Annotated in this window: 22 protein-coding genes and 2 other RNA genes; 18 read left to right on the top strand and 6 right to left on the bottom strand. The window is 64.7% G+C overall.

Annotation, left to right across the window (positions count from 1 at the left end; translation table 11 throughout):
• Position 1 precedes the first annotated feature (1 nt).
• Positions 2-193: a hypothetical protein gene (locus tag ABQU90_RS03600; RefSeq protein WP_115527438.1), complete on the bottom strand. Its 192-nt coding sequence runs from the start codon at positions 191-193 to the stop codon at positions 2-4.
• A gap of 127 nt (positions 194-320) precedes the next feature.
• Here ABQU90_RS03600 and lpxD point away from each other — a divergent pair, with 127 nt between their 5' ends.
• The 9 genes from lpxD (at position 321) to ABQU90_RS03555 (ending at position 10,892) form a co-directional block, all read left to right on the top strand.
• Complete coding sequence (lpxD, locus tag ABQU90_RS03595; protein WP_311240305.1) at positions 321-1,334, top strand: UDP-3-O-(3-hydroxymyristoyl)glucosamine N-acyltransferase; 1,014 nt, start codon at positions 321-323, stop codon at positions 1,332-1,334.
• Positions 1,331-1,789: a 3-hydroxyacyl-ACP dehydratase FabZ gene (gene fabZ / locus ABQU90_RS03590; protein WP_115512143.1), complete on the top strand. Its 459-nt coding sequence runs from the start codon at positions 1,331-1,333 to the stop codon at positions 1,787-1,789. Before lpxD ends, fabZ begins: the two co-directional genes overlap by 4 nt.
• Before the next feature lie 25 nt (positions 1,790-1,814).
• Positions 1,815-2,606, top strand: a complete 792-nt coding sequence (lpxA, locus tag ABQU90_RS03585; RefSeq protein ID WP_055845151.1) for an acyl-ACP--UDP-N-acetylglucosamine O-acyltransferase — start codon at positions 1,815-1,817, stop codon at positions 2,604-2,606.
• A 29-nt stretch (positions 2,607-2,635) separates the two neighbouring features.
• A complete protein-coding gene (gene lpxB, locus ABQU90_RS03580) occupies positions 2,636-3,922 on the top strand; it encodes a lipid-A-disaccharide synthase (RefSeq protein WP_323522177.1) in 1,287 nt (428 codons plus the stop codon).
• Positions 3,919-4,656, top strand: coding sequence for a ribonuclease HII (gene rnhB / locus ABQU90_RS03575; RefSeq protein WP_323522006.1), 738 nt, complete (start codon positions 3,919-3,921; stop codon positions 4,654-4,656). The genes lpxB and rnhB overlap by 4 nt, the downstream gene beginning before the upstream one ends.
• Positions 4,657-4,940: 284 nt before the next feature.
• Positions 4,941-8,528 (top strand): DNA polymerase III subunit alpha, encoded by a 3,588-nt coding sequence (gene dnaE, locus ABQU90_RS03570; RefSeq protein WP_115512146.1) that lies wholly within the window; start codon positions 4,941-4,943, stop codon positions 8,526-8,528.
• A gap of 157 nt (positions 8,529-8,685) precedes the next feature.
• A complete protein-coding gene (locus tag ABQU90_RS03565; protein ID WP_055845163.1) occupies positions 8,686-9,645 on the top strand; it encodes an acetyl-CoA carboxylase carboxyltransferase subunit alpha in 960 nt (319 codons plus the stop codon).
• A 64-nt stretch (positions 9,646-9,709) separates the two neighbouring features.
• Complete coding sequence (locus ABQU90_RS03560) at positions 9,710-10,465, top strand: tetratricopeptide repeat protein (protein WP_055845166.1); 756 nt, start codon at positions 9,710-9,712, stop codon at positions 10,463-10,465.
• A gap of 350 nt (positions 10,466-10,815) precedes the next feature.
• Positions 10,816-10,892, top strand: a non-coding RNA gene (locus tag ABQU90_RS03555) — sX9 sRNA.
• Between the two features lie 30 nt (positions 10,893-10,922).
• Here ABQU90_RS03555 and ABQU90_RS03550 read toward each other — a convergent pair.
• A complete protein-coding gene (locus tag ABQU90_RS03550) occupies positions 10,923-11,369 on the bottom strand; it encodes a CopD family protein (RefSeq protein ID WP_115512148.1) in 447 nt (148 codons plus the stop codon).
• 74 nt (positions 11,370-11,443) lie between these two features.
• Here ABQU90_RS03550 and ABQU90_RS03545 point away from each other — a divergent pair, with 74 nt between their 5' ends.
• Positions 11,444-12,046, top strand: a complete 603-nt coding sequence (locus tag ABQU90_RS03545) for a methyltransferase (RefSeq protein ID WP_161963024.1) — start codon at positions 11,444-11,446, stop codon at positions 12,044-12,046.
• Between the two features lie 423 nt (positions 12,047-12,469).
• A complete protein-coding gene (locus ABQU90_RS03540) occupies positions 12,470-13,813 on the top strand; it encodes a polyhydroxyalkanoate depolymerase (RefSeq protein ID WP_005993627.1) in 1,344 nt (447 codons plus the stop codon).
• Positions 13,814-13,945: 132 nt separating this feature from the next.
• Here the strand turns inward: ABQU90_RS03540 and ABQU90_RS03535 are convergent, their stop codons facing one another.
• Together ABQU90_RS03535 and ABQU90_RS03530 are read right to left on the bottom strand one after the other, a co-directional pair.
• Positions 13,946-14,863: a sensor domain-containing protein gene (locus tag ABQU90_RS03535; protein WP_407078737.1), complete on the bottom strand. Its 918-nt coding sequence runs from the start codon at positions 14,861-14,863 to the stop codon at positions 13,946-13,948.
• Entirely contained in the window at positions 14,860-15,222 is a 363-nt protein-coding gene (locus tag ABQU90_RS03530; RefSeq protein ID WP_055845177.1) for a PadR family transcriptional regulator, read from the bottom strand. The genes ABQU90_RS03535 and ABQU90_RS03530 overlap by 4 nt, the downstream gene beginning before the upstream one ends.
• A 378-nt stretch (positions 15,223-15,600) precedes the next feature.
• Between ABQU90_RS03530 and ABQU90_RS03525 the strand changes: the two genes are divergently transcribed.
• From ABQU90_RS03525 to ABQU90_RS03505, 5 genes are all read left to right on the top strand, one after another.
• Positions 15,601-17,154, top strand: a complete 1,554-nt coding sequence (locus tag ABQU90_RS03525) for an alginate export family protein (protein WP_055845180.1) — start codon at positions 15,601-15,603, stop codon at positions 17,152-17,154.
• Positions 17,155-17,379: 225 nt separating this feature from the next.
• On the top strand, positions 17,380-18,054 hold the full coding sequence (locus ABQU90_RS03520) for a DUF502 domain-containing protein (protein ID WP_055845184.1): 675 nt from the start codon (positions 17,380-17,382) through the stop codon (positions 18,052-18,054).
• A 4-nt stretch (positions 18,055-18,058) separates the two neighbouring features.
• Positions 18,059-18,835 (top strand): queuosine precursor transporter, encoded by a 777-nt coding sequence (locus ABQU90_RS03515; RefSeq protein WP_055845187.1) that lies wholly within the window; start codon positions 18,059-18,061, stop codon positions 18,833-18,835.
• Between the two features lie 60 nt (positions 18,836-18,895).
• A non-coding RNA gene (locus ABQU90_RS03510) (sX9 sRNA) lies at positions 18,896-18,972 on the top strand.
• 218 nt (positions 18,973-19,190) lie between these two features.
• Complete coding sequence (locus ABQU90_RS03505; RefSeq protein ID WP_323522004.1) at positions 19,191-21,140, top strand: DUF885 domain-containing protein; 1,950 nt, start codon at positions 19,191-19,193, stop codon at positions 21,138-21,140.
• A gap of 205 nt (positions 21,141-21,345) precedes the next feature.
• On the opposite strand, the gene mmuM is transcribed toward ABQU90_RS03505, so the two are convergent.
• Both mmuM and mmuP read right to left on the bottom strand, forming a co-directional pair.
• Positions 21,346-22,308 carry a homocysteine S-methyltransferase gene (gene mmuM, locus ABQU90_RS03500; RefSeq protein ID WP_323522003.1) on the bottom strand — a complete coding sequence of 321 codons (963 nt, stop codon included), beginning with the start codon at positions 22,306-22,308 and terminating at the stop codon, positions 21,346-21,348.
• Positions 22,305-23,702 carry an S-methylmethionine permease gene (gene mmuP / locus ABQU90_RS03495; protein WP_323522001.1) on the bottom strand — a complete coding sequence of 466 codons (1,398 nt, stop codon included), beginning with the start codon at positions 23,700-23,702 and terminating at the stop codon, positions 22,305-22,307. Before mmuP ends, mmuM begins: the two co-directional genes overlap by 4 nt.
• Positions 23,703-23,841: 139 nt before the next feature.
• Here mmuP and ABQU90_RS03490 point away from each other — a divergent pair, with 139 nt between their 5' ends.
• Positions 23,842-24,012, top strand: coding sequence for a hypothetical protein (locus ABQU90_RS03490; protein WP_323521999.1), 171 nt, complete (start codon positions 23,842-23,844; stop codon positions 24,010-24,012).
• Complete coding sequence (gene gloA2, locus ABQU90_RS03485; RefSeq protein WP_323521997.1) at positions 24,009-24,398, top strand: SMU1112c/YaeR family gloxylase I-like metalloprotein; 390 nt, start codon at positions 24,009-24,011, stop codon at positions 24,396-24,398. Before ABQU90_RS03490 ends, gloA2 begins: the two co-directional genes overlap by 4 nt.
• The last annotated feature ends 108 nt before the right edge of the window (positions 24,399-24,506 follow it).

Genomic DNA, 24,506 nt, shown 5'->3' with positions numbered 1-24,506 from the left:
CTCAGAAGTAGCTCTGGAACAGCGTGCTCAGGCAGGTCGCCGTCCCGCTCCAATCGGATGTATCCACACACTGGACCTGCTGGTCCCAGAAGCTATGAGCGTCGGCACGCTCCTGCGCGAAATCATCGGCCGAGGCGCTGCTGACTGCGCCCAACAGGACCACGCCTGCGAACATGGAGAGGAGAGTTTTCATATGCTTCTTCCTGGGTTAGCCGCTCGGTTGCGGCCAGGCAACAGATACGCCTGACTGTTTAGCGAATTTTTGGCGATGTTTTTTTTCCGTAAAAACAGCCACTTACTGTTTACGCGAGGTTCACCTGATGCCCCTGACTGCCAGTGCGATTGCCGAACAATTTGGTCTGACCGTCGTGGGCGACGGCGCGACCGAGGTCACCGGGGTGGCGACGCTGGCGCACGCCGGAGCGGGCCAGCTGAGCTTCCTGTCCAACCCGCGCTATCGGCCGCAGTTGGCTGACACGCAGGCTGCCGTAGTGGTGGTGAGCGCCGAGGACGCCGAGGCGGCGCACAGCACCGTGCTGGTTGCCAAGGACCCGTACACCGCATTCGCCAAGATCGCCGCGTTGTTCGATGTGGCACCGGTGCGCGAGCCCGGCATTCATGCCTTGGCGGTGATCGACCCCAGCGCACAGGTGTCGCCTGGCGCGCATGTTGGCCCGTTCGTCAGCATCGGTGCGCGCAGCCGCGTGGGCGATGGCTGCATCATCGGCACCGGCAGCATCATCGGCGAAGACTGCGTGGTGGACGATGGCAGCGAGCTGATCGCCCGCGTCACCCTGGTCACCCGGGTGCGGCTGGGCAAGCGCGTGCGGATTCATCCCGGCGCGGTGATCGGCGCCGATGGCTTCGGCCTGGCGATGGATGCCGGCCACTGGATCAAGGTGCCGCAGCTGGGCGGCGTGGTGATCGGCGACGACTGCGAGATTGGCGCCAACACCTGCATCGACCGCGGCGCGCTGGAAGACACCGTGCTGGAAGAAGACGTGCGCGTGGATAACTTGGTGCAGATCGCCCACAACTGCCGGATCGGCGCGCACAGCGCGATCGCCGGCTGCACCGGCATCGCCGGCAGCGCCAAGATCGGCCGCTATTGCCTGCTCGGCGGGCATGTCGGCGTGGTCGGCCACCTGGAGATCTGCGACAAGGTCGTGATCACCGGCAAGTCGGTGGTGCGCAATTCCATCCATGAGCCGGGCGAATATTCGTCTGGCACCCCTCTCACCGACAATCGCACGTGGCGCAAGAATGCCGCGCGTTTCAAACAACTCGATGCGCTGGCAAGGCGCATCCTGGCTGTGGGCAAGGAGAACGCATGAGTTACCCCGTTTACGAGCTGCCGATCGACGTCAATCAGATCCAGACGCTGATCCCGCACCGCTACCCGTTTCTGCTGGTCGACCGGGTCATCGAACTGGACCTGGAAGCCAAGCGCATCGTCGGGCAGAAGAACGTCAGCATCAACGAGCCGTTCTTCCAGGGCCACTTCCCGAACCGTCCGGTGATGCCGGGCGTGTTGATCATCGAAGCGCTGGCGCAGGTGGGTGGCGTGATGACCCAGCTCGGCCTGGGCCGCGATGCGTTGTCCCAGCTGTTCTACATGGTCAAGGTGGACAATGCGCGCTTCAACAAGCAGGTGATCCCCGGCGATGTGCTGATCATGGAGGTGCAGATGAAGCGCCTGATCCGCAATGTGGGATGCTTCTATGGCGAGGCCAAGGTCAACGGCGAAATTGTGGCCAGTGCCGAGGTGATGTGCGCCGGCGCCAGGTAATGACCCGCTCCCGGAGTGAGACACGATGCGTGATTCGACACCTTTGATTCATCCCACCGCCGTCATCGACCCGTCGGCGCAACTGGCCGACGACGTGCGCGTTGGCGCGTTCTGCCTGATCGGCGCCGATGTCCACATCGGTGCCGGGACCGAGGTGGGGCCGCATTGCTCGATCCACGGCCCGACCCGGATCGGCCGCAACAACCGCTTCATCGGGCATGCGGCGATCGGCGGCGAACCGCAGGACAAGAAGTACGCCGGCGAGCGCACCGAGCTTACGATCGGCGACGGCAACGTGATCCGCGAATTCGTCACCATCAATCGCGGCACCGGCGGCGGCGGCGGCATCACCGTAGTCGGCAACGACAACTGGATGCTGGCCTACACGCATGTGGCGCACGACTGCCATGTCGGCAACCACTGCGTGTTCTCCAACAACACCACGCTGGCCGGCCACGTCACCGTGGGCGATTACGTGATCATCAGCGGCTTTGCCGGTGCGCATCAGTTCTGCCGTATCGGCGCACACGCCTTCCTGGGCATGGGCGCGCTGACCAATGGCGACGTGCCGCCGTTCACCATGGTCGGCAGCGAGTCGCTGGGCCGCCCGCGCGGCATCAACAGCGAAGGCCTCAAGCGCCGCGGCTTCGATGCCGAGCGCATCACCGCCATCAAGCGCGCCTACCGCACGCTGTACGTCGCCGGCCTGCCGCTGGCCGACGCCAAGCTGCAACTGGCCGAACAAGCCAAGGACAGCGAAGACGTCCGCGGCATGCTCGAGTTCATCGAAGCGGCAGAAAGGCCGTTGCTGCGATGACGGGAATCGGGAATCGGGAATCGGGAATCGTGGACGGCCAGCGCAACGGCCCGTCGGTCGGCAGCGTTCCGACTGCACGACCGATTCCCCATTCCCCACTCCCGATTCCCAGCGCGCGCAAGCGCGCGCCCCGCATTGCCCTGATCGCCGGCGAAGCCTCCGGCGACATCCTGGGCGCCGGGCTGATTGCGCAGTTGCGGCTGCGGTATCCCGATGCGGAATTCGTGGGTATCGGTGGCGATGCGATGCGCGGTGCCGGTTGCCAGACCTGGTTCGATGCCAGCGAGCTGGCGGTGATGGGGCTGACCGAAGTGCTGCGCCATCTGCCGCGCCTGCTCAAGCTGCGCCGCGCCTTCCGCGAGCGCGTGCTGGCTTGGAAACCGGACGTGTTCATCGGCATCGATGCGCCGGATTTCAATCTGCCGGTCGAACGCTGGCTCAAGCAGCGCGGCATTCGCACCGTGCACTACGTCAGCCCATCGGTGTGGGCATGGCGCGAGAAACGTGCCGAGAAGATCGGCGCCAGCGCCGACCTGGTGCTGTGCCTGTTCCCGATGGAGCCGCCGATCTACGCCAAGCACGGCGTGGATGCGCGCTTTGTCGGCCACCCGATGGCCGACGACATCGCCTACAAGGCCGACCGCGAAGCGGCCCGCGCCACATTGGGAATTTCCGCCTCCAGCACCGTGCTGGCAGTGCTGCCGGGCAGCCGGCATGGCGAGATCAGCAAGCTGGGCGACACCTTCTTCCAGGCCGCCTGGCTGGTCTCCGAGCACCTGCCCAACCTGCATGTGCTGGTCCCCGCCGCCAACCCGGGCTGTAAGCAGTTGCTGGCCGAACAGCTGTCGCGCAGTTCGTTGCCGGTGATGCGCTCGCACCTGCTCGACGGCCAGGCGCGCACCGCGATGCTGGCGGCCGATGTGGTGCTGCTGGCCTCGGGCACCGCCACGCTGGAGGCGATGCTGGTCAAGCGGCCGATGGTGGTCGGCTACAAGGTCGCGCCGCTGACCTATCGCATCGTCAAGACACTGGGCTTGCTCAAGGTCAACCGCTACGCGCTGCCCAACATCCTGGCCAACGCCGACCTCGCCCCCGAGCTGATGCAGGACGACTGCACTCCGGAACGGCTGTGTGTCGCGCTGCTGGATTGGTTCAAGCACCCCGACAAGGTCGCCGCCCTGCAACCGCGTTATCTGGCCCTGCACGCCGAACTCCGCCGCGACGCCTCCGCACGCGCAGCCGATGCGGTGGCGGGGCTGCTTGAGGGTGGGGATTCGAGAGTGGGGATTGGGGAATCGACAGGAGCAAGCCCATGAAGCGCTCCATCTCCCCTGCTGCCGTGGTCGCTCCGACGACGCAGAACACGCTCTTCCACGATTCCCCAATCCCGATTCCCGATTCCCGGCTCTTGATCGCCGGCGTCGACGAAGCCGGCCGGGGGCCGCTCGCCGGGCCGGTGGCGGTGGCGGCGGTGGTGTTCGACCCGAGCAAACCGCGCATCAACGGGCTGGACGATTCCAAGCAGCTCAGCGCCGAGCGCCGCGAGCAGTTGTATGCGCGCATCGTCGACCGGGCGCTGGCGTGGTCGGTGGTGTTGATCGACAGCGAAGAAATCGACCGCATCAACATCTACCAGGCCACCATGCTGGGCATGCGGCGGGCGGTGGAAGGCGTGGCGCACGTGGCCGGGTTTGCGCGCATCGACGGCAACCGTGTGCCCAAAGGACTGCCCTGCCCGGCCGAGGCGCTGATCGGCGGCGACGCGCTGGACCGCGCCATCATGGCCGCTTCGATCGTGGCCAAAGTCACCCGCGATCGGCTGATGCACGAACTGCACGCGCAGCATCCCGAATACCGCTTCGACCAGCACAAGGGCTATGCCACGCCGGTGCATCTGACTGCGCTGCGAACCCATGGGCCGTGTCCGCAGCATCGCCGCAGCTTTGCGCCGGTGCGGCTGGCGCTGGAAGGCCGTGAAAGCCTGGACCCGGGACCGGGGACCGGGGACCCGCAACAGCTGCAGGTCGTGGAGCTGGTTGTCCGACCATAGGCGGCCGGCGGCTGGCCATCGCTGGTTTGGCTTTTCTTCGGGACTGGTGGGCCGGAACATCTGCGCATTGTGCAATCCGTCGCTGGGGTTGCAGGCATGGATCGTTCTACCCGCACAGAACCTGAATTCCTCATCAGCCAAGCATCTCCCCAAGGCCCCGGCAGCTGGCGATTCAGCGCTTTCCCGGGTCCCTGCTGGCCGATCCTGGGTCCCGCACCCACCTGTCAAGCCTTGTTCGTCCCCGCCCCCGCCGGTACCCTGACCGCGCATTATTCCGGTCTCGCATGTCCACTTCCCGTTTCGTCCATCTGCACGTCCACACCGAGTTCTCGTTGGCGGATTCCACTATCCGCGTGCCCGAGAAACCGGATCAGGCTGACCCGAAAAAGGCCAAGCAGGCCAACCTGCTGAGCCGCGCGGTCGAGCTCGACATGCCATCCCTGGCGGTCACCGACCTCAATAACCTGTTCGCGCTGGTCAAGTTCTACAAGGCCGCCGAAGGCGTCGGCATCAAGCCGATTGCCGGCGCCGACGTGATGATCGCCACCCCGGACATGACGCCCTGGCGCATGACCCTGCTGTGCCGCGATCGCGAGGGCTACCTGAGCCTGTCGCGGCTGCTGACGCGCGCCTGGATGGAAGGCCACCGCCCCGAAGGCGGCGTGGCGATCCACCCGGAATGGCTGCAGGCCGGGCATGCCAACCTGTTCGCCCTGGCCGGCCGCGACAGCCTGGCCGGCCGCCTGTTTTCCGAGGGCCGCGCCGATCTGGCCGAGCAACAGCTCGCCGACTGGCAACGCGTGTTCGGCGATGGCCTGCACCTGGAGCTGACCCGCACCGGGCGCGAGGGCGAAGAGCGCTTCAACCAGTTTGCCCTGCATGCCGCCGGCGTGCGCGGGCTGCCGGTGGTGGCCAGCAACGATGTGCGCTTTCTGTATGCCAGCGACTTCAATGCGCACGAGGCGCGCGTGTGCATTTCCTCCGGCCGCGTGCTGGACGACCCCAAGCGCCCGCGCGACTACAGCGACCAGCAGTACCTGAAGTCCGGCGATGAAATGGCCGCGCTGTTCGCCGACGTGCCCGATGCGATCGACAACACGCATGCGCTGGCGCAGCGCTGCAACATCGAGATGCGCCTGGGCACCTACTTCCTGCCCGCCTACCCGGTGCCCGAAGACGAGACGCTGGACAGCTGGATCCGCAGCCAGTCGCGCGACGGTCTGGCCGCGCGCCTGGAAAAAAGCCCGATCGCGCCCGGCAAGACCCGCCAGGACTATGTCGACCGGCTCGAATTCGAGCTGGACACCATCATCAAGATGGGCTTCCCCGGCTACTTTCTGATCGTTGCCGACTTCATCCAGTGGGGCAAGAACCAGGGCATCCCGATCGGCCCGGGCCGCGGTTCCGGTGCCGGCTCGCTGGTGGCCTGGGCACTGCAGATCACCGATCTGGACCCGCTGCCGTACAACCTGCTGTTCGAGCGCTTCTTGAATCCAGAGCGCGTGTCGATGCCCGACTTCGACATCGACTTCTGCATGGATCGCCGCGACGAAGTCATCGACTACGTGGCGCGCAAGTACGGCCGCGAGCGGGTCAGCCAGATCATCACCTACGGCACCATGGCCGCCAAGGCAGTGGTGCGCGACGCCGGGCGCGTGCTTGGCTTCACTTATGGTCTGGTCGACAGCGTCGCCAAGCTGATCCCCAACATCCTGGGCATCACGCTCAAGGATGCGATGGGCGAAGGCAAGGATTCGGAGATGGCCTCGCCGGATCTGATCCAGCGCTATCAGGTCGAAGACGACGTACGCGACCTGATGGACCTGGCGCGCCAGCTCGAAGATCTCACCCGCAACGCCGGCAAGCACGCCGGCGGCGTGGTGATCGCGCCCGAACCGCTGAGCGAGTTCTGCCCGCTGTTCGCCGAACACGACGAAGACGGCCGCGGCAAGAATCCGGTCACCCAGTTCGACAAGGACGACGTCGAAGCGGTGGGCCTGGTGAAGTTCGACTTCCTCGGCCTGCGCACGCTGACCATCATCGACTGGGCGGTCAAGGCGATCAACGTGCGCCACGCGCGCGCCGGCATCGACCCGGTCGACATCACCACCATTCCGCTCGACGACGTGCCCACCTACAAGGGCGTGTTCGCCTCGGGCAATACCGGTGCGGTATTCCAGTTCGAATCCTCGGGCATGCGCCGCCTGCTCAAGGACGCGCGCCCGGACCGTTTCGAAGACCTGATTGCGCTGGTGTCGCTGTACCGCCCCGGCCCGATGGACCTGATCCCGGACTTCAACGCGCGTAAGCACGGCCAGCAGGAGATCATCTACCCCGATCCGCGCACCGAAGCGATCCTGAAAGACACCTACGGCATCATGGTGTATCAGGAGCAGGTGATGCAGATGGCGCAGATCGTCGGCGATTATTCGCTGGGCGGCGCCGACCTGCTGCGTCGTGCGATGGGCAAGAAGGTGCCGGCCGAAATGGCCAAGCACCGCGAAATCTTCCGCGAAGGTGCGGCCAAGGGCGGCGTGAGCGCGGCCAAGGCCGACGAAATCTTCGACCTGATGGAGAAGTTCGCCGGCTACGGCTTCAACAAGTCGCACGCCGCCGCCTACGCACTGGTCAGCTACCAGACCGCGTGGCTGAAACGCCATTATCCGGCCGAATTCATGGCCGCGACGCTGTCCTCGGACATGGACAACACCGACAAGGTGGTCGGCTTTCTCGATGAAGTGCGCAACCTCGGCCTCACCGTCAAGCCGCCGCGCGTCAACGAATCGGCCTATATGTTCGAGGCCGCCACCCCGGACACCATTCAATATGGTCTGGGCGCGATCAAGGGCGTGGGCCACGGCGCATGCGAGGCGATTGTCGAAGAGCGCCAACGCGGCGGCGCGTACACCACGTTGCTGGATTTCTGCACGCGCGTAGGCACCGCAAAGCTCAACCGCCGCACGCTGGAAGCGATGATCAATGCCGGCGCGATGGATGGCCTGGGCAGCAACCGCGCCTCGCTGATGCTGCAATTGCCGGAAGTGATGAAGGCGACCGAGCAGATGGCGCGCGAACGCGCTTCCGGCCAGAATTCGCTGTTCGGCGGCGCAGATACGAGTGCGCCGGCGCTGCGTCTGGACCTGCCCGAAAGCAAGGAATGGCCGCTGGGCCAATTGCTCACCGGCGAGCGCGAAACGCTGGGTTTTTATCTCAGTGGTCACCCGTTCGACCCGCACCGCGACGAAGTCCGCGAGCTGGTCGGCTGCGATCTTGGGTCGCTGGAAAAGATCCTTGCCTCGCAACAACGCGGCGGCGGGGGTGGCGGCGATGGCGAAAAACGCGCCTGGCGCCCGGAAGTCAGCGCCATTCTGGCCGGCCAGGTGATCGGCGTGCGCCGCAAGGGCGACAGCCAGGTCTTCGTGCAGCTGGAAGACGGCCGCGGGCGGGTGGAATGCAGCGCGTTCTCCGATGCGATGGCCGAGTTCGGCCACCTGCTCACCCGCGACCGCATCCTGATCGTCAAGGGCGGCCTGCGCGAGGACGAATTCAACGGCGGCTACAGCCTGCGTATCCGCCAATGCTGGGACTACGAGCAAATCTGCGCCGAGCATGCGCAACGACTGTCGCTGCGCCTGGATCTGCGTGAAAAACAGGCCTTCAAGCGCATCGACGCCCTGCTGGCCAAGCACCGCCCCGGCAAGACGCCGCTACGTCTGGACCTGCTGCTGCGCGCCCCCGGCGGCGGCGTCGCCGGCATGCTCGACCTCAATGGCAGCAACTCGGTGCGCATCGATCAGCACCTGATGGACAGCCTGCGCGCCGATCCGGCGGTGCGTACGTTGAAGATCAAGTACAGCCCACCGTGGGCGTGAGAATTGGGAGTCGGGAATGGGGAATCGCAAGAGCGAACCCCCGATTTCTTGCTCTGATTCCCGATTCCCCATTCCCGATTCCTCTCCCAACCCCACCGTACGGGTCCATCGGACGCATTCGGCTACACTCCCCGCCTTACGTTGACGACGCCATTGCATGAATCCTAACTACCTCGACTTCGAGCAACCCATCGCCGATCTGGAAGCCAAGATCCAGGAACTGCGCAACGCCAGTACCGGGCCTGCAGTCAATGTGGAGACCGAGGTACGGGCGCTGCGCGACAAGGCTCGCGTGCGCACCGCACAGATCTTCCGCGACCTGTCGTCGTGGCAGATCTCGCAGTTGGCACGCCACCCGCAGCGCCCCTACACGCTGGACTACATCAACACCATTTGCGACGAATTCCAGGAACTGGCCGGCGACCGCGCCTATGCCGACGACAAGGCGATTGTCGGTGGCCTGGGCCGTATCGACGGCCGCCCGGTGGTCATCATCGGGCACCAGAAGGGCCGCGATACTAAGACCAAGGTGGCGCGCAATTTCGGCATGCCGCGTCCGGAGGGTTACCGCAAGGCGCTGCGCCTGATGAAGCTGGCCGAGCGCTTCCGTCTGCCGTTGCTGACCTTCATCGACACCCCCGGCGCCTACCCCGGCATCGGTGCCGAAGAACGCGGCCAGTCCGAAGCGATCGCGCGCAACCTGCTGGAAATGGCCGAGCTGAAAGTCCCGGTGATCTGCACCGTGATCGGCGAAGGCGGCTCCGGTGGCGCGCTGGCCATCGGTGTCGGCGACCGCACCCTGATGCTGGAGTACGGCACCTACTCGGTGATTTCGCCCGAAGGCTGCGCCTCGATCCTGTGGAAGGATGCGGGCAAGGCCAAGGACGCTGCCGAACAGCTCGGCCTCACCGCCAAGCGCCTCAAGGGCCTGGGACTGGTCGACAAGGTGATCCGCGAACCTACCGGCGGCGCACACCGCAATCCCGAACAGATGGGCAAGCGCCTGAAGGCCGTGCTGCTCAACGAGATGGACGCGCTGGAGAAAATCCCGGTCGAGGCACTGCTGCAACAACGCTACGAGCGTCTGCGCAGCTACGGCGCCTACGAAGGAAACTGAATCCTGCGGCTCCGCGTGGCGGAGCCTTAAGGAACTTGCACCAGGGACAAGGACTCCTACCGGCATGAGCCCACTCATTCTGCTGTCGATCGTGTTGCAAATCGCCTGCTGCGTGCATGTCGTACGCAGCGGCCGGCCGCTGTACTGGATCTTGATCCTGCTGACGTTTTCGTATTTGGCCGTGTTGATCTACGCGTTTGTCGCGGTCATCCCGGACATGCGTAACGACCCGACCGCACGGCGTGGTTTGCAGCGCGTGCGCCGGAAGCTGGACCCGCAGCGCGACCAGCGCGATGCCGCCCGCAAACTGGATGTCTCCGACACCCCGGAAAACCGCCGCCAGCTGGCACGCACGCTGCTCGAACAAGGCAACTATGCGCAGGCCGCCGAGGTGTACGAAGGCGCCTTGCGTGGCCTGTATCGCGACGACCCGGACCTGATGCTGGGGCTGGCGCAGGCGCAGTTCGGTCTTGGCAATGCCGCGCAGGCACGCCAGACCCTGGATGCCTTGATCGCCGCGAACCCCAACTTCCGCTCGCATGACGGGCATCTGCTGTACGCACGCGCGGTGGAAAGCAGCGGCACCATCGAAGAAGCGCTGCACGAATACGAGACGCTGGTGCAGGGCTACCCAGGCGAAGAAGCACGCGTGCGCTACGCGCAGCTACTAAAACGCGCCGCGCGCCCGGAGGAAGCCAAGGCCGTGTTCGACCAGGTGGTGCGTCGCGCTGCGGCCTCGCCCAAACATTACCAGCGCGAGCAACGCAGCTGGATCGATCAGGCACGCAAGGGTCTGAGCGAGTTGAGTTCGATCGCCTGAGTCAGGCCTGCGTTTTGCGTGCACCTATCCGTCGCAATGCTGGCGCACTCGCTGCGTAGATGGAGTGCAAGCCAATCGCACTCCGCTGCGGGATATCGCCAATGACGAGCATCGTGTTGCTTGTCCGGATGTGCTGCGCGATCGCTGCAGAGCGTGCAGCGCACGGCTGCACTGCAGGCAGTGCTACGCCAGCCCGCAGTGTTTTTTCCAGCGAATGCATCGGCATCCGTCGATGTGCCTGCGTCGCGGCGACTTCAGCACCTGGCGCGTGCCGACGAGGCGACGCCAAGAGCAGCTAGCAAGCCTACTGCGCTCCCCGCCAGGCAGGCACGGCTGCTGCGCGGCGCGGCCTGTACCACACGGATACTCCGGCTCATGGCGCGCCGTCCACGCCTACCGCACCACTGCTCGCCATGTCTTGAGTAGCCGCTCCACGCCGCCTTGCGCGCATCACCGCTTAAAAAGGCTTGGCCAGCACCAGCCAGATCACGCCGACCAGCAGAATCACCGGCACCTCGTTGAACAAGCGCAACGCCCGACCGCTCGGGACCGCACGGCCCTGATCCACGCCCTTCAGCCAGCGTCCGGCCACGATGTAGTGCGCCAGGATCAGTGCCACCGCGAACAGCTTGGCGTGCAGCCAGCCGCCGGTCACCATCGTGGGGAAATCCGGTATCACCCGGTAGCCTTGCCACAGCACCGCGCCCAGCAGCAGCGCCAGACCGAGCATGCTGTGGCCGAACCTGTAGAGGCGGCGGCCCATCAGCACCAGCCGTGCACGCACGGAGGGTTCGCTGCCGGCTTCGGCGATGTTGACCAGAATGCGCGGCAGGTAGAACACCGCTGCCATCCAGGCGATCACGAACAACAGATGGAAGGTCTTGATCCACAAATACAGGGTCATGCGCTGGCTCCGCTGGCTCGCGTAGGATGACCCGCATTTTCACCTATCCGCGCACGCGAAAGCAGCTGAGCCCCATGCAGCAGTCAGACGAAAAACAGTACGACGCCCAGTATTTCCGCCGCTGGTACCGCGATGCCGGGCTGGCCGACCCGGCCCGGCTGCGACGCAAGGTCGCACTCGCCGTCGCACAGGCCGAGTACTACCTGGAGCGGCCGATCCGCAGCGTGCTGGATATCGGCTGCGGCGAAGCTGCCTGGCGCGCCCCCTTGCTGGCGCTGCGACCCAAGCTCAGCTACCTGGGCTTCGACAGCAGCGCATACGCCTTGCAGCGCTACGGACGCAGCCGTCAGATCCACCCTGCCCGCTTTGGCGATTTCGCCTGGCTACGTCCCTGCGCACCGGTGGACCTGCTGATCTGCTCGGACGTGCTGCATTACGTGCCCACGCGCGAATTCAACCAGGGCCTGCCGGGGCTGGCCGACATGTGCGCAGGCGTGGCGTTTCTGGAGACGTTTGCGCAGGAAGACGCGTTCGAAGGCGATCACGACGGCTTTCAGCCACGCCCGGCGCGCTGGTATCGCAAACGCTTTGCCAGCGTCGGCTTCGCCGCGCTGGGTTCGCATTGCTGGTTGTCGCCGCAGTTGGCAGGTGAGGCGTCGGCGCTGGAGCATGGTTGACGCAGCGTTGGCTGTTTGAGGCAGTTATCGTGTGTAGCGTCGCTCCGTACCCTCACCAATCTCCCGCAGGGAGAAGGGCTTACTCCTGTCAGACCCGCCGTTACCCTGCGGGCGAGCGCGATCTCCCAGCCCAGCGAGCTGTTCCTTCTCCCACCGGGAGAAGGAACAGCTCGCTGGGGCGGATGAGTGTACGGACGAAGCCACAGAAAGTTGGATGCACATGTGGCTTCGCCCGTACCCGCCCCCCCCTCTCCGGCAGGGAGACAGAGGCTTACCCCGCCGGCGAACGCGATCTTCAAGCCGTGCGAAGCCGCTCGAAAGACCACGACCAGCGGCAGCTAAAGCTGCTTACGCATGCCCTAGCTTCTGTGACAGCGTCTACCGTCCGGAGCCCCATTAAGGTGCAAATGCGCCAAACCCGGTATGCTGCGCGGCAGCAAAACCGCACGGATGGGTGGAATGCTTTATCAACTGCATGAGCTGACCCGCAATCTGCTAGCCCCCTGGGTGCATCAGGCCCAGGCGAACGCCAAGATGTTTTCCGACCCCGACAGTCTGTGGGCCTCGCTTCCCGGCGCCGAACGCATGGCGGCCAGCAATGAGCTGTTCCATCGGCTGGGCAAGGAATACGAAAAGCCTGCCTGGGCGCTGGACGATGTCGAGGTCGACGGCCACTCGCTGCCGATCATCGAACGCGAGGTGCTGAGCAAGCCGTTCTGTCGCCTGCTGCGCTTCAAGCGTTTCAGCGACCACGTCGAGCTGATAGGCAAGATGAAGGAGCAACCGGCCGTGCTGGTGGTGGCGCCGTTGTCCGGCCATCACGCCACGCTGCTGCGCGACACCGTGCGCACCCTGCTGCGCAACCACAAGGTCTATGTGACCGATTGGGTGGACGCGCGCATGGTGCCGCTGGAGGCCGGTGCGTTCCGACTCGAGGACTACATCACCTATATCCAGGACTTCATCCGCCATATCGGCGCCGAGCGCCTGCATGTGGTGAGCGTGTGTCAGCCCACCGTGCCGGTGTTGGCGGCGGTGTCGTTGATGGCGACCAACGATGAGCCCACGCCGCGCTCGTTGGTGATGATGGGCGGTCCGATCGATGCACGCCGCAGCCCCACCCAGGTCAACAACCTGGCAACGGAAAACGGCATCGAGTGGTTCCAGAACAACCTGATCCACACCGTGCCGTTCCCGTATCCGGGACATGGCCGCCAGGTGTATCCAGGCTTTTTGCAGCACGCCGGTTTCCTGTCGATGAACCCCAATCGGCACGTGATGTCGCACTGGGATTTCTACACCGATCTGGTCAAGGGCGATCTGCAGGATGCGCAGGCGCATCGGCAGTTCTACGACGAGTACAACGCCGTGCTCGACATGCCGGCCGAATACTATCTGGACACGATTCGCGTGGTGTTTCAGGACTTCTTGCTGCCGCAGGGCAAGTGGAAAGTGGACGGCCAGCTGGTCAAGCCGTCGGCGATCCGCAACACCGCCTTGTTGAGCATCGAGGGCGAACTGGACGATATCGCCGGCCTCGGCCAGACCGAAGCGGTGCACGATCTGTGCACCGGTATCGATGCGGCGCACCGCCGCCATCTGGTGGTGGAAGGTGCCGGTCATTACGGCATCTTCAGCGGCCGTCGTTGGCGCGAAGTGGTCTACCCGCAGGTGCGCGAGTTCATTGCGCGCTATGACGCAGACCCCGTCGGCAGCCGCGACCCGGCCACCGTCACTCCCATCCGCAAACGCGGCAAGCGCGCCTGATCTGCACAACAAAAAATCCCCGGCATGTCCGGGGATTTTTTTTATGCTGAAAAATCGAGAGGCAATTTAAACCGTGTCATGCAAAGTGCGCTGCGCTAAGGCCACGCGGGTGTTGCACGCCACTCTCGATCATCACGCCTCCGCATCACCACTTTTGACCAGCAGATGCTTGGCCAGCATGCCGTGCAACGTGCCTATCCCGCGTGCCGCATGCAGGGTGACGAACAGCAACAGCACCCCCAGTAGAGACAACGGCACCACCATCAGCGGCATCACGATCACCTGTCCGTCCCAGGTGATGGACATTCCTTGATCGAAGAACAGCGCCAGCGGCGCAGCAGTGAGCGTCAACGACACGCTTAGCAGAGTAGTAAACAGCGTGAAGTAGACACTGCCCAGCGGCAGCATCAACACGAAGTACAGCAGCGTGCTCCAGGTACGCAGGTCGGTAAACATCGCAGCGATGCGCTGTAGCCAGCCGCCTTGCACGCCCGGATGTTGCGGGCGACGCGGCATGCGCACCCCGAGCAGGGTTTCCACCATGCGTCCTTCCACCAGCGACAACACGCGCACCGAGCCGAAGAACAGCACCAGCAGCGGAACGCCGATGATCAGGATCAACAGGCCCAGCGACAGGCTGACCCCGGTGACCACCCAGGTGAAATAGAACACGCCGGTGAGTAGCGACAGCAACATGTAGAACAGTGCGCCATAGGTGCGCGGGTCAGCGGCCACGCCAAAGAACTTGCCGATCAATGAAGGACGCTTGGGCGGCAGTGGCGGGCGCAACGCGCGGCTGACCGTGACCTCGGTTTCGCGATAGATCTCGGCCACTTCATCGGGCGCACCGTAGCTGGCGGCAACCCCTGCAATGACGTCGGCTTCGCTCTTGCCGCTCTGTTCGGCAAGCTCGGCGCGCAGATACTCTTCGGCGTCGTAAAGCGCATCCTGGATCATCGCCGGGTCGGCACCCACCAGCGCCTGCCGCAGCTGCAGCAGGTAGTCGGCAATGGTGGTCGGCAACGGACGTGTCGGTACGGTCGTCATCATGGGTGTGTCCCCTGCAGCACTGAATCAACGGAATCACGGGTGGCGCGCCAGGCGGCGGTCCATTGGCGCAGGCAGTCACGCCCGCTGTCGGTAATGCGGTAGTAGCGGCGTGGCGGCCCCGATGCGGACGGCTCGATATGGCTGTGCAACAGTCCCGCCCCTTCCAGATTGCGCAACACCGGATACAAGGCGCTCTGCTTGCCGCTCAGCACGCCTTCCAGATGCTCGAGCCGCTTGGCAATCAGATAGCCGTACAGCGGTTCGTCGGCCTGGGCCAGCACCGCCAGCAAAGCCAGCGACACGGTGCCGGCGCTCAGCTCCTTCTGAAATTTGCGTAGGTGGACATCCGGCTCGGTCATCGGTCATCTCCGCTAGGTCGAAGGTGATGCTATGTAGAACCTAGCTATAGCGAATGTGCCGGTAGTCATGGGCGGGGTGTGGGGAGTCGGCAGTGGGGATTCGCAAAGGCCAAGGCCGAGGCTTGGTCGGCCAGCCACGCTTGAGCAATTGTTGGTATCGCAATGAAGTCACCGCATCCCGCATCGCCGCCGTTGCGAATCCCCACTGCCCAATCCCCAATCCCCGCTCCACTAGCGCTCGCCTGCGCAAACCCTAGTGCGTTCATGAGCTTAGAACCTTTGGGTTACTGCCTTTCTGGCGCGGCTTTACTACAGTCGACGTCCCCCGTGCCGATAAGTTTCGCTCAGGGGTTTTTCACTTTTCGATGGGGCAACACGATGCAATTGACACGCTTGGCGCAGCCGGCCATGGCTGAAACTTCTTTTGGAGCCACCCGGCGCCTGTGCCTTGCGATCGGGTTGGCGCTGCCGGTACTGGGCTTTGCGCAAACACAACCGGCGCCAGCCAATGCCGAACAGACCCAGCCGGAACCCGCCAAGCCGCCGGTCACCGCCGCGCCCGCCACCGCCAAGGGCTATCCGCTCGAAGCGCAGGGCTGGGGCGCCAAGCAGGGCGGCAACATGTGGCAGGTGCGCTGGGCCGAAGACTGGTCGTATCTGAAGGATCCGTCCAAGCGCAAGAGCCCGTTCGACCCGCTCAAGTACATCCCGCTCAATGCGTCGGGCGATGTCTACGTCTCGCTCAGCAACGAGCTGCGCGTGCGCAGCAATACCATCACCAATCCCGGTCTGATTCCCGGCAGCCATTCGCAGCAGCAGTACCTGTTCCGCGCGTTCTTCGGTGCGGACCTGCATGTGGGCGAGCACTTCCGTTTGTATACGGAACTGGCGCACGGCAGCCTGGATGGACGCAACGAAGGCGCCAAGACCGGCACCCAGGAAAACAACGCGATCCTGCAACAGGTGTTCTTCGACGTGAAGGGCAACATCGGCGGCGCCGACACCGGCCTGCGTGTCGGCCGTCAGGTGTTCGTCGACGGCCCGACCACATTGATGGCGCTGCGCGACAACACCGATATCTTCGTGACCTTCAACGGTGTGCGCGCCTGGGCCATCGGCGAAAAGACCCGCGTGGATGTGTTCGATTTCAACTTCAACCTGGATGGCACCGAAGGATTGGGCGACGACCGCATCGACCGCTCGCGGCATTTCCGCGGCGTGGTGGGTGGCTATCGGTTGCCGACCGCCAAGCCGATGTATCTGGAACCGTTCTTCTACCAGTTCCGCAACGACAATCAGCTCTGGGGCCGCCAGACTGCCGAAGAAAATCGCAACTACTACGGCCTGCGGTTGTGGGGCAACGTGGGCAAGCTGCGCACCGATTCGTTCGTGACCGTGCAGCGCGGCAGTTTCGGCGGACGCGACCTGCGCGCCTACATGGCCAGCACTTCCAATGCGTGGACGCTGAGCGACAGCGGCTGGAAACCGCGCCTGGGCTTCCATAGCGAAATCGCCTCCGGCGGCGGCGGCACGTCCGGCACTGGGACGCTGCGCAATAACAATTTCCTCTATGGCAACACGATCTACTTCAGCTGGGCCACGTTCTTCGGCCCGGTGAACCTGGTCACTGCCGCGCCGACATTCACGTTCTCGCCCACCTCCAAGCTCACCGTGAATTTGGAATGGGAAACCCTGTGGCGCCAGACCACCAGCGATGCGATCTACAACAACCAGGCACGCGCCTACGCACGCACCCAGAGCACCGGCGAGCGTCGCATCGGCACCATGCCGCGTATCAACGCCACCTGGAACATCGATCCGAACTGGTCGGTAACCTTCCGCGCCGAGCACCTGATGGCCGGTCCAGCGCTGGAAAAAGCCGGCTACGGCGATTCGACCTTCGTGATGGGGTGGTTGAACTTCCGCTTCTAAACACGGTGTTTGGTCAGCGCGCTGCACTGCGCTGACTCGATGTGCCTGCGTTTTGTTTTAAAAAGTCGTTGCTCGATCACATGCCGCGTCCCGCAAGGACGCGGCATGTTGGTTTTCAGCGCTGGTGTGTCTGATGACCACGCAGTTTTTTACCAATCCCCACTGCCCAATCCCGAATCCCGGCCTCCCCTGCACCGGACGCGGCCGAATGCCTACACTACGCAGATGTCTGAATCCCCCACTCCGCACACCCGCCCTTCCCTGCAACGCGTGTTTCTGACCGGGTTGCTCACCCTGCTGCCGGTCTGGCTGACCTGGGTGGTGGTGAAGTTCGTCTTCTCGCTGCTCTCTGGCATCAGCAGCCCGTGGGTGGTGCCGCTGTCCGGGCGCATCGCCGCCTCGTTTCCGGATTACCTGGGCTGGATCAAGGCGCTGTGGGTGCAGAACACCATCGCCTTGGTCGCCACGGTGGCGGCGATCCTGTTCGTGGGCATCCTGAGCCGGCGGGTGATTGGCCAGCGTCTGCTGCGCTGGTTCGAGGCGATCATGCGGCGCATCCCGCTGGCCAGCGTGGTCTACGACAGCGCGCGCAAATTGCTCGACATCCTGCAGACCCAGCCCGGCAGCACACAGCGCGTGGTGCTGATCGACTTCCCGCATCGCGATATGAAGTCGGTCGGCCTGGTCACGCGCGTGATCAAGGAGCAAGGCACCGGCCGCGAGCTGGCGGCGGTATATGTGCCGACCACGCCCAACCCCACCTCCGGCTATCTGGAAATCGTACCAGTCGAGCTGCTCACGCCCACCGACTGGACTGTGGATCAGGCAATGAGTTTCATCATCTCCGGCGGCGCGGTTTCGCCGGAGTCGGTTCCCTTCACCCGTACTGCGGATCGCTGACGCCATGACACACACGCGTACCCTCGACGATCGTGCGGTCCGCCTGTTCATTGCCTTGGCGGCGTTCTTCTGCGTCAACGCGGCGCTGGCCGAGTTCATCGGCGTCAAGATCTTCGCGCTGGAAGACACGCTCGGCATCGCACCGCTGAACTGGAACCTGTTCGGCCAGACCGGCTCGCTCAGCTTCACCGCCGGCACCTTGTTATGGCCGGTGGTGTTCATCATGACCGACACCATCAACGAGTTCTTCGGTAGCCGCGGGGTGCGTTTCATCTCGTGGGTGGCGGTGGCGCTGATCGGCTACGGCTTCGTGTTTGCGTTCGCGGCGATTGCCCTGGCACCGGCCGGCTGGTGGGTGACCGCAGCACAGAGCCAGGGTGTGCCGGACTATCAGGCTGCATTCGCCGCGGTGTTCGGGCAGGGCTTGTGGACGATCGGCGGCTCGCTGGTGGCGTTTCTGTTCGGCCAGTTGATCGACGTGTCGGTGTTCCATCGCATCCGCAAGGTCACCGGCGAAAAACACGTGTGGCTGCGTGCCACCGGCTCCACCGCGGTGTCGCAGTTGGTGGACAGCTTCGTGGTGATCTACATCGCCTTCGTGCTTGGCCCGCAGCATTGGTCTATCGACCAGTTCCTGGCGGTGAGCACGCTCAACTACATCTACAAGATGGGCTTTGCGATCGCCCTGATTCCACTGCTGTACGTCGCGCGGCGCGCCATCAGCGCGTATCTGGGCGCCGATCGCGCCGAGCAGCTGCGCGAAGAAGCCGCTGCCGATTAAGCGCAGCTAGCAAAGCAACTGGGCAGCCACCAGGCGGGCGCGGCCGGTGTTCGGTGCGGCATGGACCACGCGTACATGCCGCTTCTGAGCGCGACGTCCACACCCACCTGACGACTGCTCGCTAGGTTTTGTGAGCCGTTCTTAAGGCGGCAACTCGCCCACCCACTGCCTGCCCGTGGCCGGCAGTGCCCGTTGCAGCACGCTGCGCGGTGCGTTATCGCAGCGCACCATTCCAGCGATGCACTGCGCCTGCCCGTGCCGCATCTGAATTGCATGTGCGCCGCATGCCCCGGATAGCTGGCCGTAACGGTGCGGATCGGGCAAGCTCCCCGCTCGCTTGTTTCCGGAGCCGGTAATGCCCCTCAGCTTTTCCCGCCTGCTGTCGCTGGTCCTCGCCGCTGTGTTGAGCCTGTCAGTGGCAGCGCCCGCCGATGCGGCCAAGAAAAAGACCGCCAAGGCACAGACCTCGCAAACGCGCGCGAAGGCGAGCAAAGGCAAGAAGACCGCTAAGCCGGCGGCCAAGGCCTCCAGGACCGCCAAGGGCAGCAAGGCCGCCAAGGCCAGGCCACGCGCGGTCGCCGCGCCAGTGGTGCTAACCAAGGCCCAGCAGCTCAACCTGCTCTACGACCAGTACTGGGACGCCTCGCTCAAGCTCAATCCGCTGCAGGCCACCTTCCAGGGCGAGAGCCGCTACAACGACCAGCTGCCCAACTTCCTCTCGCCAGCGTTCCGCCAGCAATCGCATGATTTCACCGTGCTGTGGCTGGGCAAGGCCGAAGCGCTGGGGCCGGACGGCCTGAGCGGGCAGGACCTGCTCAGCTACCAGATCTTCGTGCGCGATGCGCGCAGTGCGCTGGCCGCCGAGCAGTTCCCCAGCTGGATGCTGCCGATCAACCAGTTCTACAACATCGCCAGCATTGCGGTGGTGCTCGGTTCCGGCACCGGCGCGCAGCCGTTCAAGACGGTCAAGGATTACGACAACTGGTCGCGGCGTGCGCTCGGCATTCCCGACCTGTTCGACCAGGCCATCACCAACATGCGCGCCGGCATGCAGGCCGGCGTGGTGCAGCCCAAGGTGCTGATGCAGAAAGTGCTGCCGCAACTGGATGCGATCATTGCGCGCAGCGCCGAAGACAGCCTGTTCTGGGGGCCGATCCGCAACCTGCCGGCCGATATGCCCGAGGCCGACAAGCAGCGCCTCACCGCCGAGTACAAGCGGATGATCGAGGTGCGCATCCTGCCGGCGTATCGCGCGCTGCGCGGCTTCATCGCCACCGAATACCTGCCCGCCTGCCGCGACACCGATGGCTTGGCGGCGCTACCCAACGGCGCGGCGTGGTACGCCTACGACGTGCGTCAGAGCACCACCTCCGACCTGAGCCCGGAGCAGATCCATCAGATCGGGCTGGACGAGGTCGCGCGCCTGCAGGGCGAGATCGCCGCGCTGGCCAAGCAGGTCAAGTTCCGCGGCAACCTGCCCAAGTTCTACAAGTTCATGCAGACCGACAAGCGCTTCAGCTTCCGCAGCGAGACCGAGCTGCTGGGGTATTACCGTGGCCTGCAGGGACGCGTGCAAGGCGCGGTGCCGCGCCTGTTCGCCAGCCAGGACATGCCGCCGCTGGAAGTGCGCGCGGTGGAACCGCAGCGCGCGCAAGCGGCGGCCAGCGGCTCGTACATGCGCCCCAGCGTCGGTGGCAGCACTGGCGCCACGCCGGGCATCTTCTACGTCAATACCTCCGACCTGCCCTCGCGCAAGACCTGGGAAGCGGAGAGCCTGTACCTGCACGAGGCGATTCCCGGCCACCATTACCAGCTTGGGCTGCAGCAGCAGCTGACCGACCTGCCCAAGTTCCGTCGGCTCGGGGGCGAGACCGCCTACATCGAAGGATGGGGCCTGTATGCCGAGTCGTTGGGGCGCGAGCTGGGGCTGTATCAGGACCCGTACAACACCTACGGCTATCTGCAGAATGCGCTGTGGCGCTCGATCCGGCTGGTCGCCGATACCGGCCTGCACAGCAAGGGCTGGACCCGCACCCAGGCCATCGACTACATGCTGGACAACTCGGCGATGAGCCGCACCGACGCCGAAGCCGAAGTCGACCGCTACATGGCCATCCCCGGTCAGGCGCTGGCCTACAAGGTCGGCGAAATGAAGATCGCGCAGCTCCGCGAGCAGGCGCAACGCGAGCTGGGGCCGCGCTTCGACATCCGCGCCTTCCACACCGAAGTGCTCAAGGATGGCTCGGTGCCGCTGGAGATCCTGCAAGACAAGATCCAGCGCTGGATCGCAGCCCAGAAAGGCTGAGAGCAACGATTGCGGCCGATGCAAGGGTTATCGGCGGTCGCGGTCAGGCCCGTGTTAGGCCCGGGAGCGGATCTGCGCTTGGCATGCGTCGCGCAACGCCGGCATGACGTGCCGGTTGTCTGTTGCCGGTTGGGGTGCCGCAGCGGCCACGCTCGCCAATTGTGAGGCGCGTCCTCAAGGCGCGCCACCGACGACGACGGTGCCCCTAACCCACCGCCCGCGCTGCGGCCAATGCGGCGATATCGCGCGGCGTGGTGCGGCAGCAGCCGCCGATCAACCGCGCGCCTGCGGCCAGCCACTGCGTGTGCTGATCCGCCAGACTGCACGCGGGCGCATCGCCGGCATGCCAGCGTTTGTCGCCAGCGTCGTAGTGCTCGCCCGAGTTGGGATACACCACCAGCGGCAACGCGGTCAGCGCCGATAGGCGCTGCAATACGGCGGTGACCTGATCCAGCGCAATACAGTTGATCCCCACCGCGATCACCTGTGCGCAGGCATCTAGTGCCGGCATCACCTGCGCCAGCGGCGTGCCATCGCTCAAATGGTCGGCATCGCGCAAGGTGAAAGAGAACCACGCATGCAGCTGCGGAAATTCTTCCAGCAGCAGGCGTAACGCCACTATCTCGTTCGCCGAGGGCAGCGTCTCGCAGGCCAATACATCCACACCCGCGGCAGCCAGCGCGGCGATGCGTGGGCGATGGAACTCCATCAGCTGCGCCAGCGGCAACGTGTAGTCGCCACGGTATTCCGAGCCATCGGCAAGATACGCCCCATATGGCCCGACTGAGCCTGCCACCCACAACGGCGCAGCGTCAGGCTGCGCCTGCAGATGATCGGCACGCGCCTGTGCGGCCAGGGCCACGCTACGGGCGATCAAGGCTTGCGATTGCGCCAGATCCAGCCCGCGCGCCGCAAAGCCCAGCGGCGTGGCCTGGTAACTGGCAGTGATCGCGCATTGCGCGCCGGCAGCGAAGTAGTCGCGATGCACCTGATAGATCAGCTCCGGTTGCTCCATCAGCACGCGCGCCGACCACAGCGCGTCGTTGAGATCGCAGCCGCGTTGTTCCAGTTCGGTGGCAAGCGCGCCATCCAGCAGCACATAGCCATCGTGCTGGAGCGCCGCACTGAACGGCGCATCTGCGCGCGGCTGGCGGGGAAGAATCGTCATGTGTGCAGTCTCCTGGCCGCGAGCCATTGGGTCAGTGCATAGGCGCCGTAACACAGCGCCACAAATGGAATGCCGCACCACAGCGCGATGCGCTGTTGCGGATCGAATGCCAACCCGATGCAGGCCAGCAAACACAACGAGAATCCAAGGATCGGCGTCCACGGATACCAAGGCGCGCGATAGGCCAGCGTCTCCACGGCAATCCCGTCGCGGACCAGCTGCTGACGAAAGCGGTAATGCGATGCGCAGATGCTTAGCCACACCACCACCACCGCAAAACCGGACACTGCGGAAATCGCAACGAACACCGTCTCGGCCGCGTACACGCCGGTGAGCAGGGCCATCAGACCGCCCAGCATGCTCAGCAGCAAGGCCGGCAACGGAATGCCGCGCCGGGTCAGGCGCGCAAGGCGTGCCGGCAGCGTGCCTTCGTTGGCCAACGACCACAGCATGCGCGCCGCCGCATACAGGCCGGAATTGGCTGCCGACAGGATCGCGGTCAGGATCACTGCATTCAAGATGTCCGCCGCGTACGGAATGCCCAGCAACTCGAACGCGCGCACGAACGGGCTGGTCTCGACGGCCGCCTGGCTGGCGGGCAGCAAGGCAGCAAGCACCAGCACGGTACCTACGAACAGCACCACCAGCCGCACCAGCGTCGTGCGGATCGCCAGCGGAATGGCGCGTGCCGGCTGCGCGGTTTCGCCCGCAGCCACGCCGATCAATTCGGTGCCGGAAAACGCGAAGTTCACCGCCACCATCGTCATCAAAATCGGCAACGTGCCGTGCGCAAACCAGCCATCGGCGCGCAGATGGCGCAACCCGGGCGCAGGCGCGCCATCGGCCAACGGCAGCAGGCCGATCACCGCCGCGCCGCCCAGCACGATGAAGACCAAAATCGTGATCACCTTGATCAACGAAAACCAGAATTCGCCCTCGGCAAACCAACGCGCCGACACCGTGTTCAAGCCGAAGATCAGCGCGCAGAACAACAGACACCATGGCCATGCCGAGCTCTGCGGAAACCAGTACTGCATGCAGAACGCAGCGGCAGTCAGGCTCGACCCCAGCGCCACCGTCCAGGTCAGCCAATACAACCACGCCACCACATACCCGGTGGCCGGCCCCAGATAGCGCGCCGCATACACATGAAACGCCCCGGTCTGCGGCATCGCCACCGCCAGTTCGCCCAGGCATTGCATCACCAGATATACCACCAGCGCACCGATCAGATACGCGATCACCGTGCCCAACGCACCGGTGCTGGCGATGATGTAGCCGGTGTTGAAGAACAGCCCGGTGCCGATTACCCCGCCCAGCGACAACATCACCAGATGGCGCACCTGCATGCTGCGCTGGAACTGCGGTGCGGCGCTGGAAGAAGGGTCTGGCATGTGTCGGTCTGATGGACGGCACACCATCCTGCCACGCGCATGCAGGCGAGCACAGTCATGCGGTGGCGAGCTGTGACGCTGTACAAGCACTTCAGGCAGGCGCGGGTATGCTCGCGTGCCGATCCTGCGGAGCACCGTCATGTCTGACACACGTTACCCGCGCCTGCCTGCAGCGTTGCCGCCCCGCGCACGCTGCTTGCTGCCTGCGCATGCGCCACACCGCCGCGCGCTGGATCTGCGCGAAGCGGTGACGGCGGTTGATCGCAGCCAGCAACACGATCTGTCGGTATGGCATCGGAGCGCAGCATGAGGCTGGCCGGCATCCACCATGTGGCGATCATCGCGGGCGACTACGCGCGTTCGAAACAGTTTTATTGCGAAATTCTGGGCCTGCGCGTGCTCGACGAGCATTACCGCCAGGCACGCGATTCCTGGAAGCTGGATCTGGCGCTGCCCGACGGCAGCCAGATCGAGCTATTTTCGTTCCCCAACGCTCCGCTGCGCCCCAGCCGCCCGGAAGCACGCGGCCTGCGTCACCTGGCCTTTCGCGTAGAAGACCTGGATAGCGCGGTGGCGCATCTCAACGCCCATGGCGTCATCACCGAAGACATCCGCATCGACGAATACACCGGCCGGCGGTTCACCTTCTTCGCCGATCCGGACAATCTGCCGCTGGAGCTGTACGAGATCGGCTGAGGAACCACCACGCCGGGCATCGGCTCGACGGGCACCGGTTCGACATCCACTCAGCGGCGCTTCGCTAATCGATCCTCCACATGACTTCCGGCCGATGCGGCGCCGCAG

Source organism: Xanthomonas sp. WHRI 10207 (assembly GCF_040202975.1).
Taxonomy (GTDB): domain Bacteria; phylum Pseudomonadota; class Gammaproteobacteria; order Xanthomonadales; family Xanthomonadaceae; genus Xanthomonas.
This window is presented reverse-complemented; position numbering and strand designations above follow the sequence as displayed.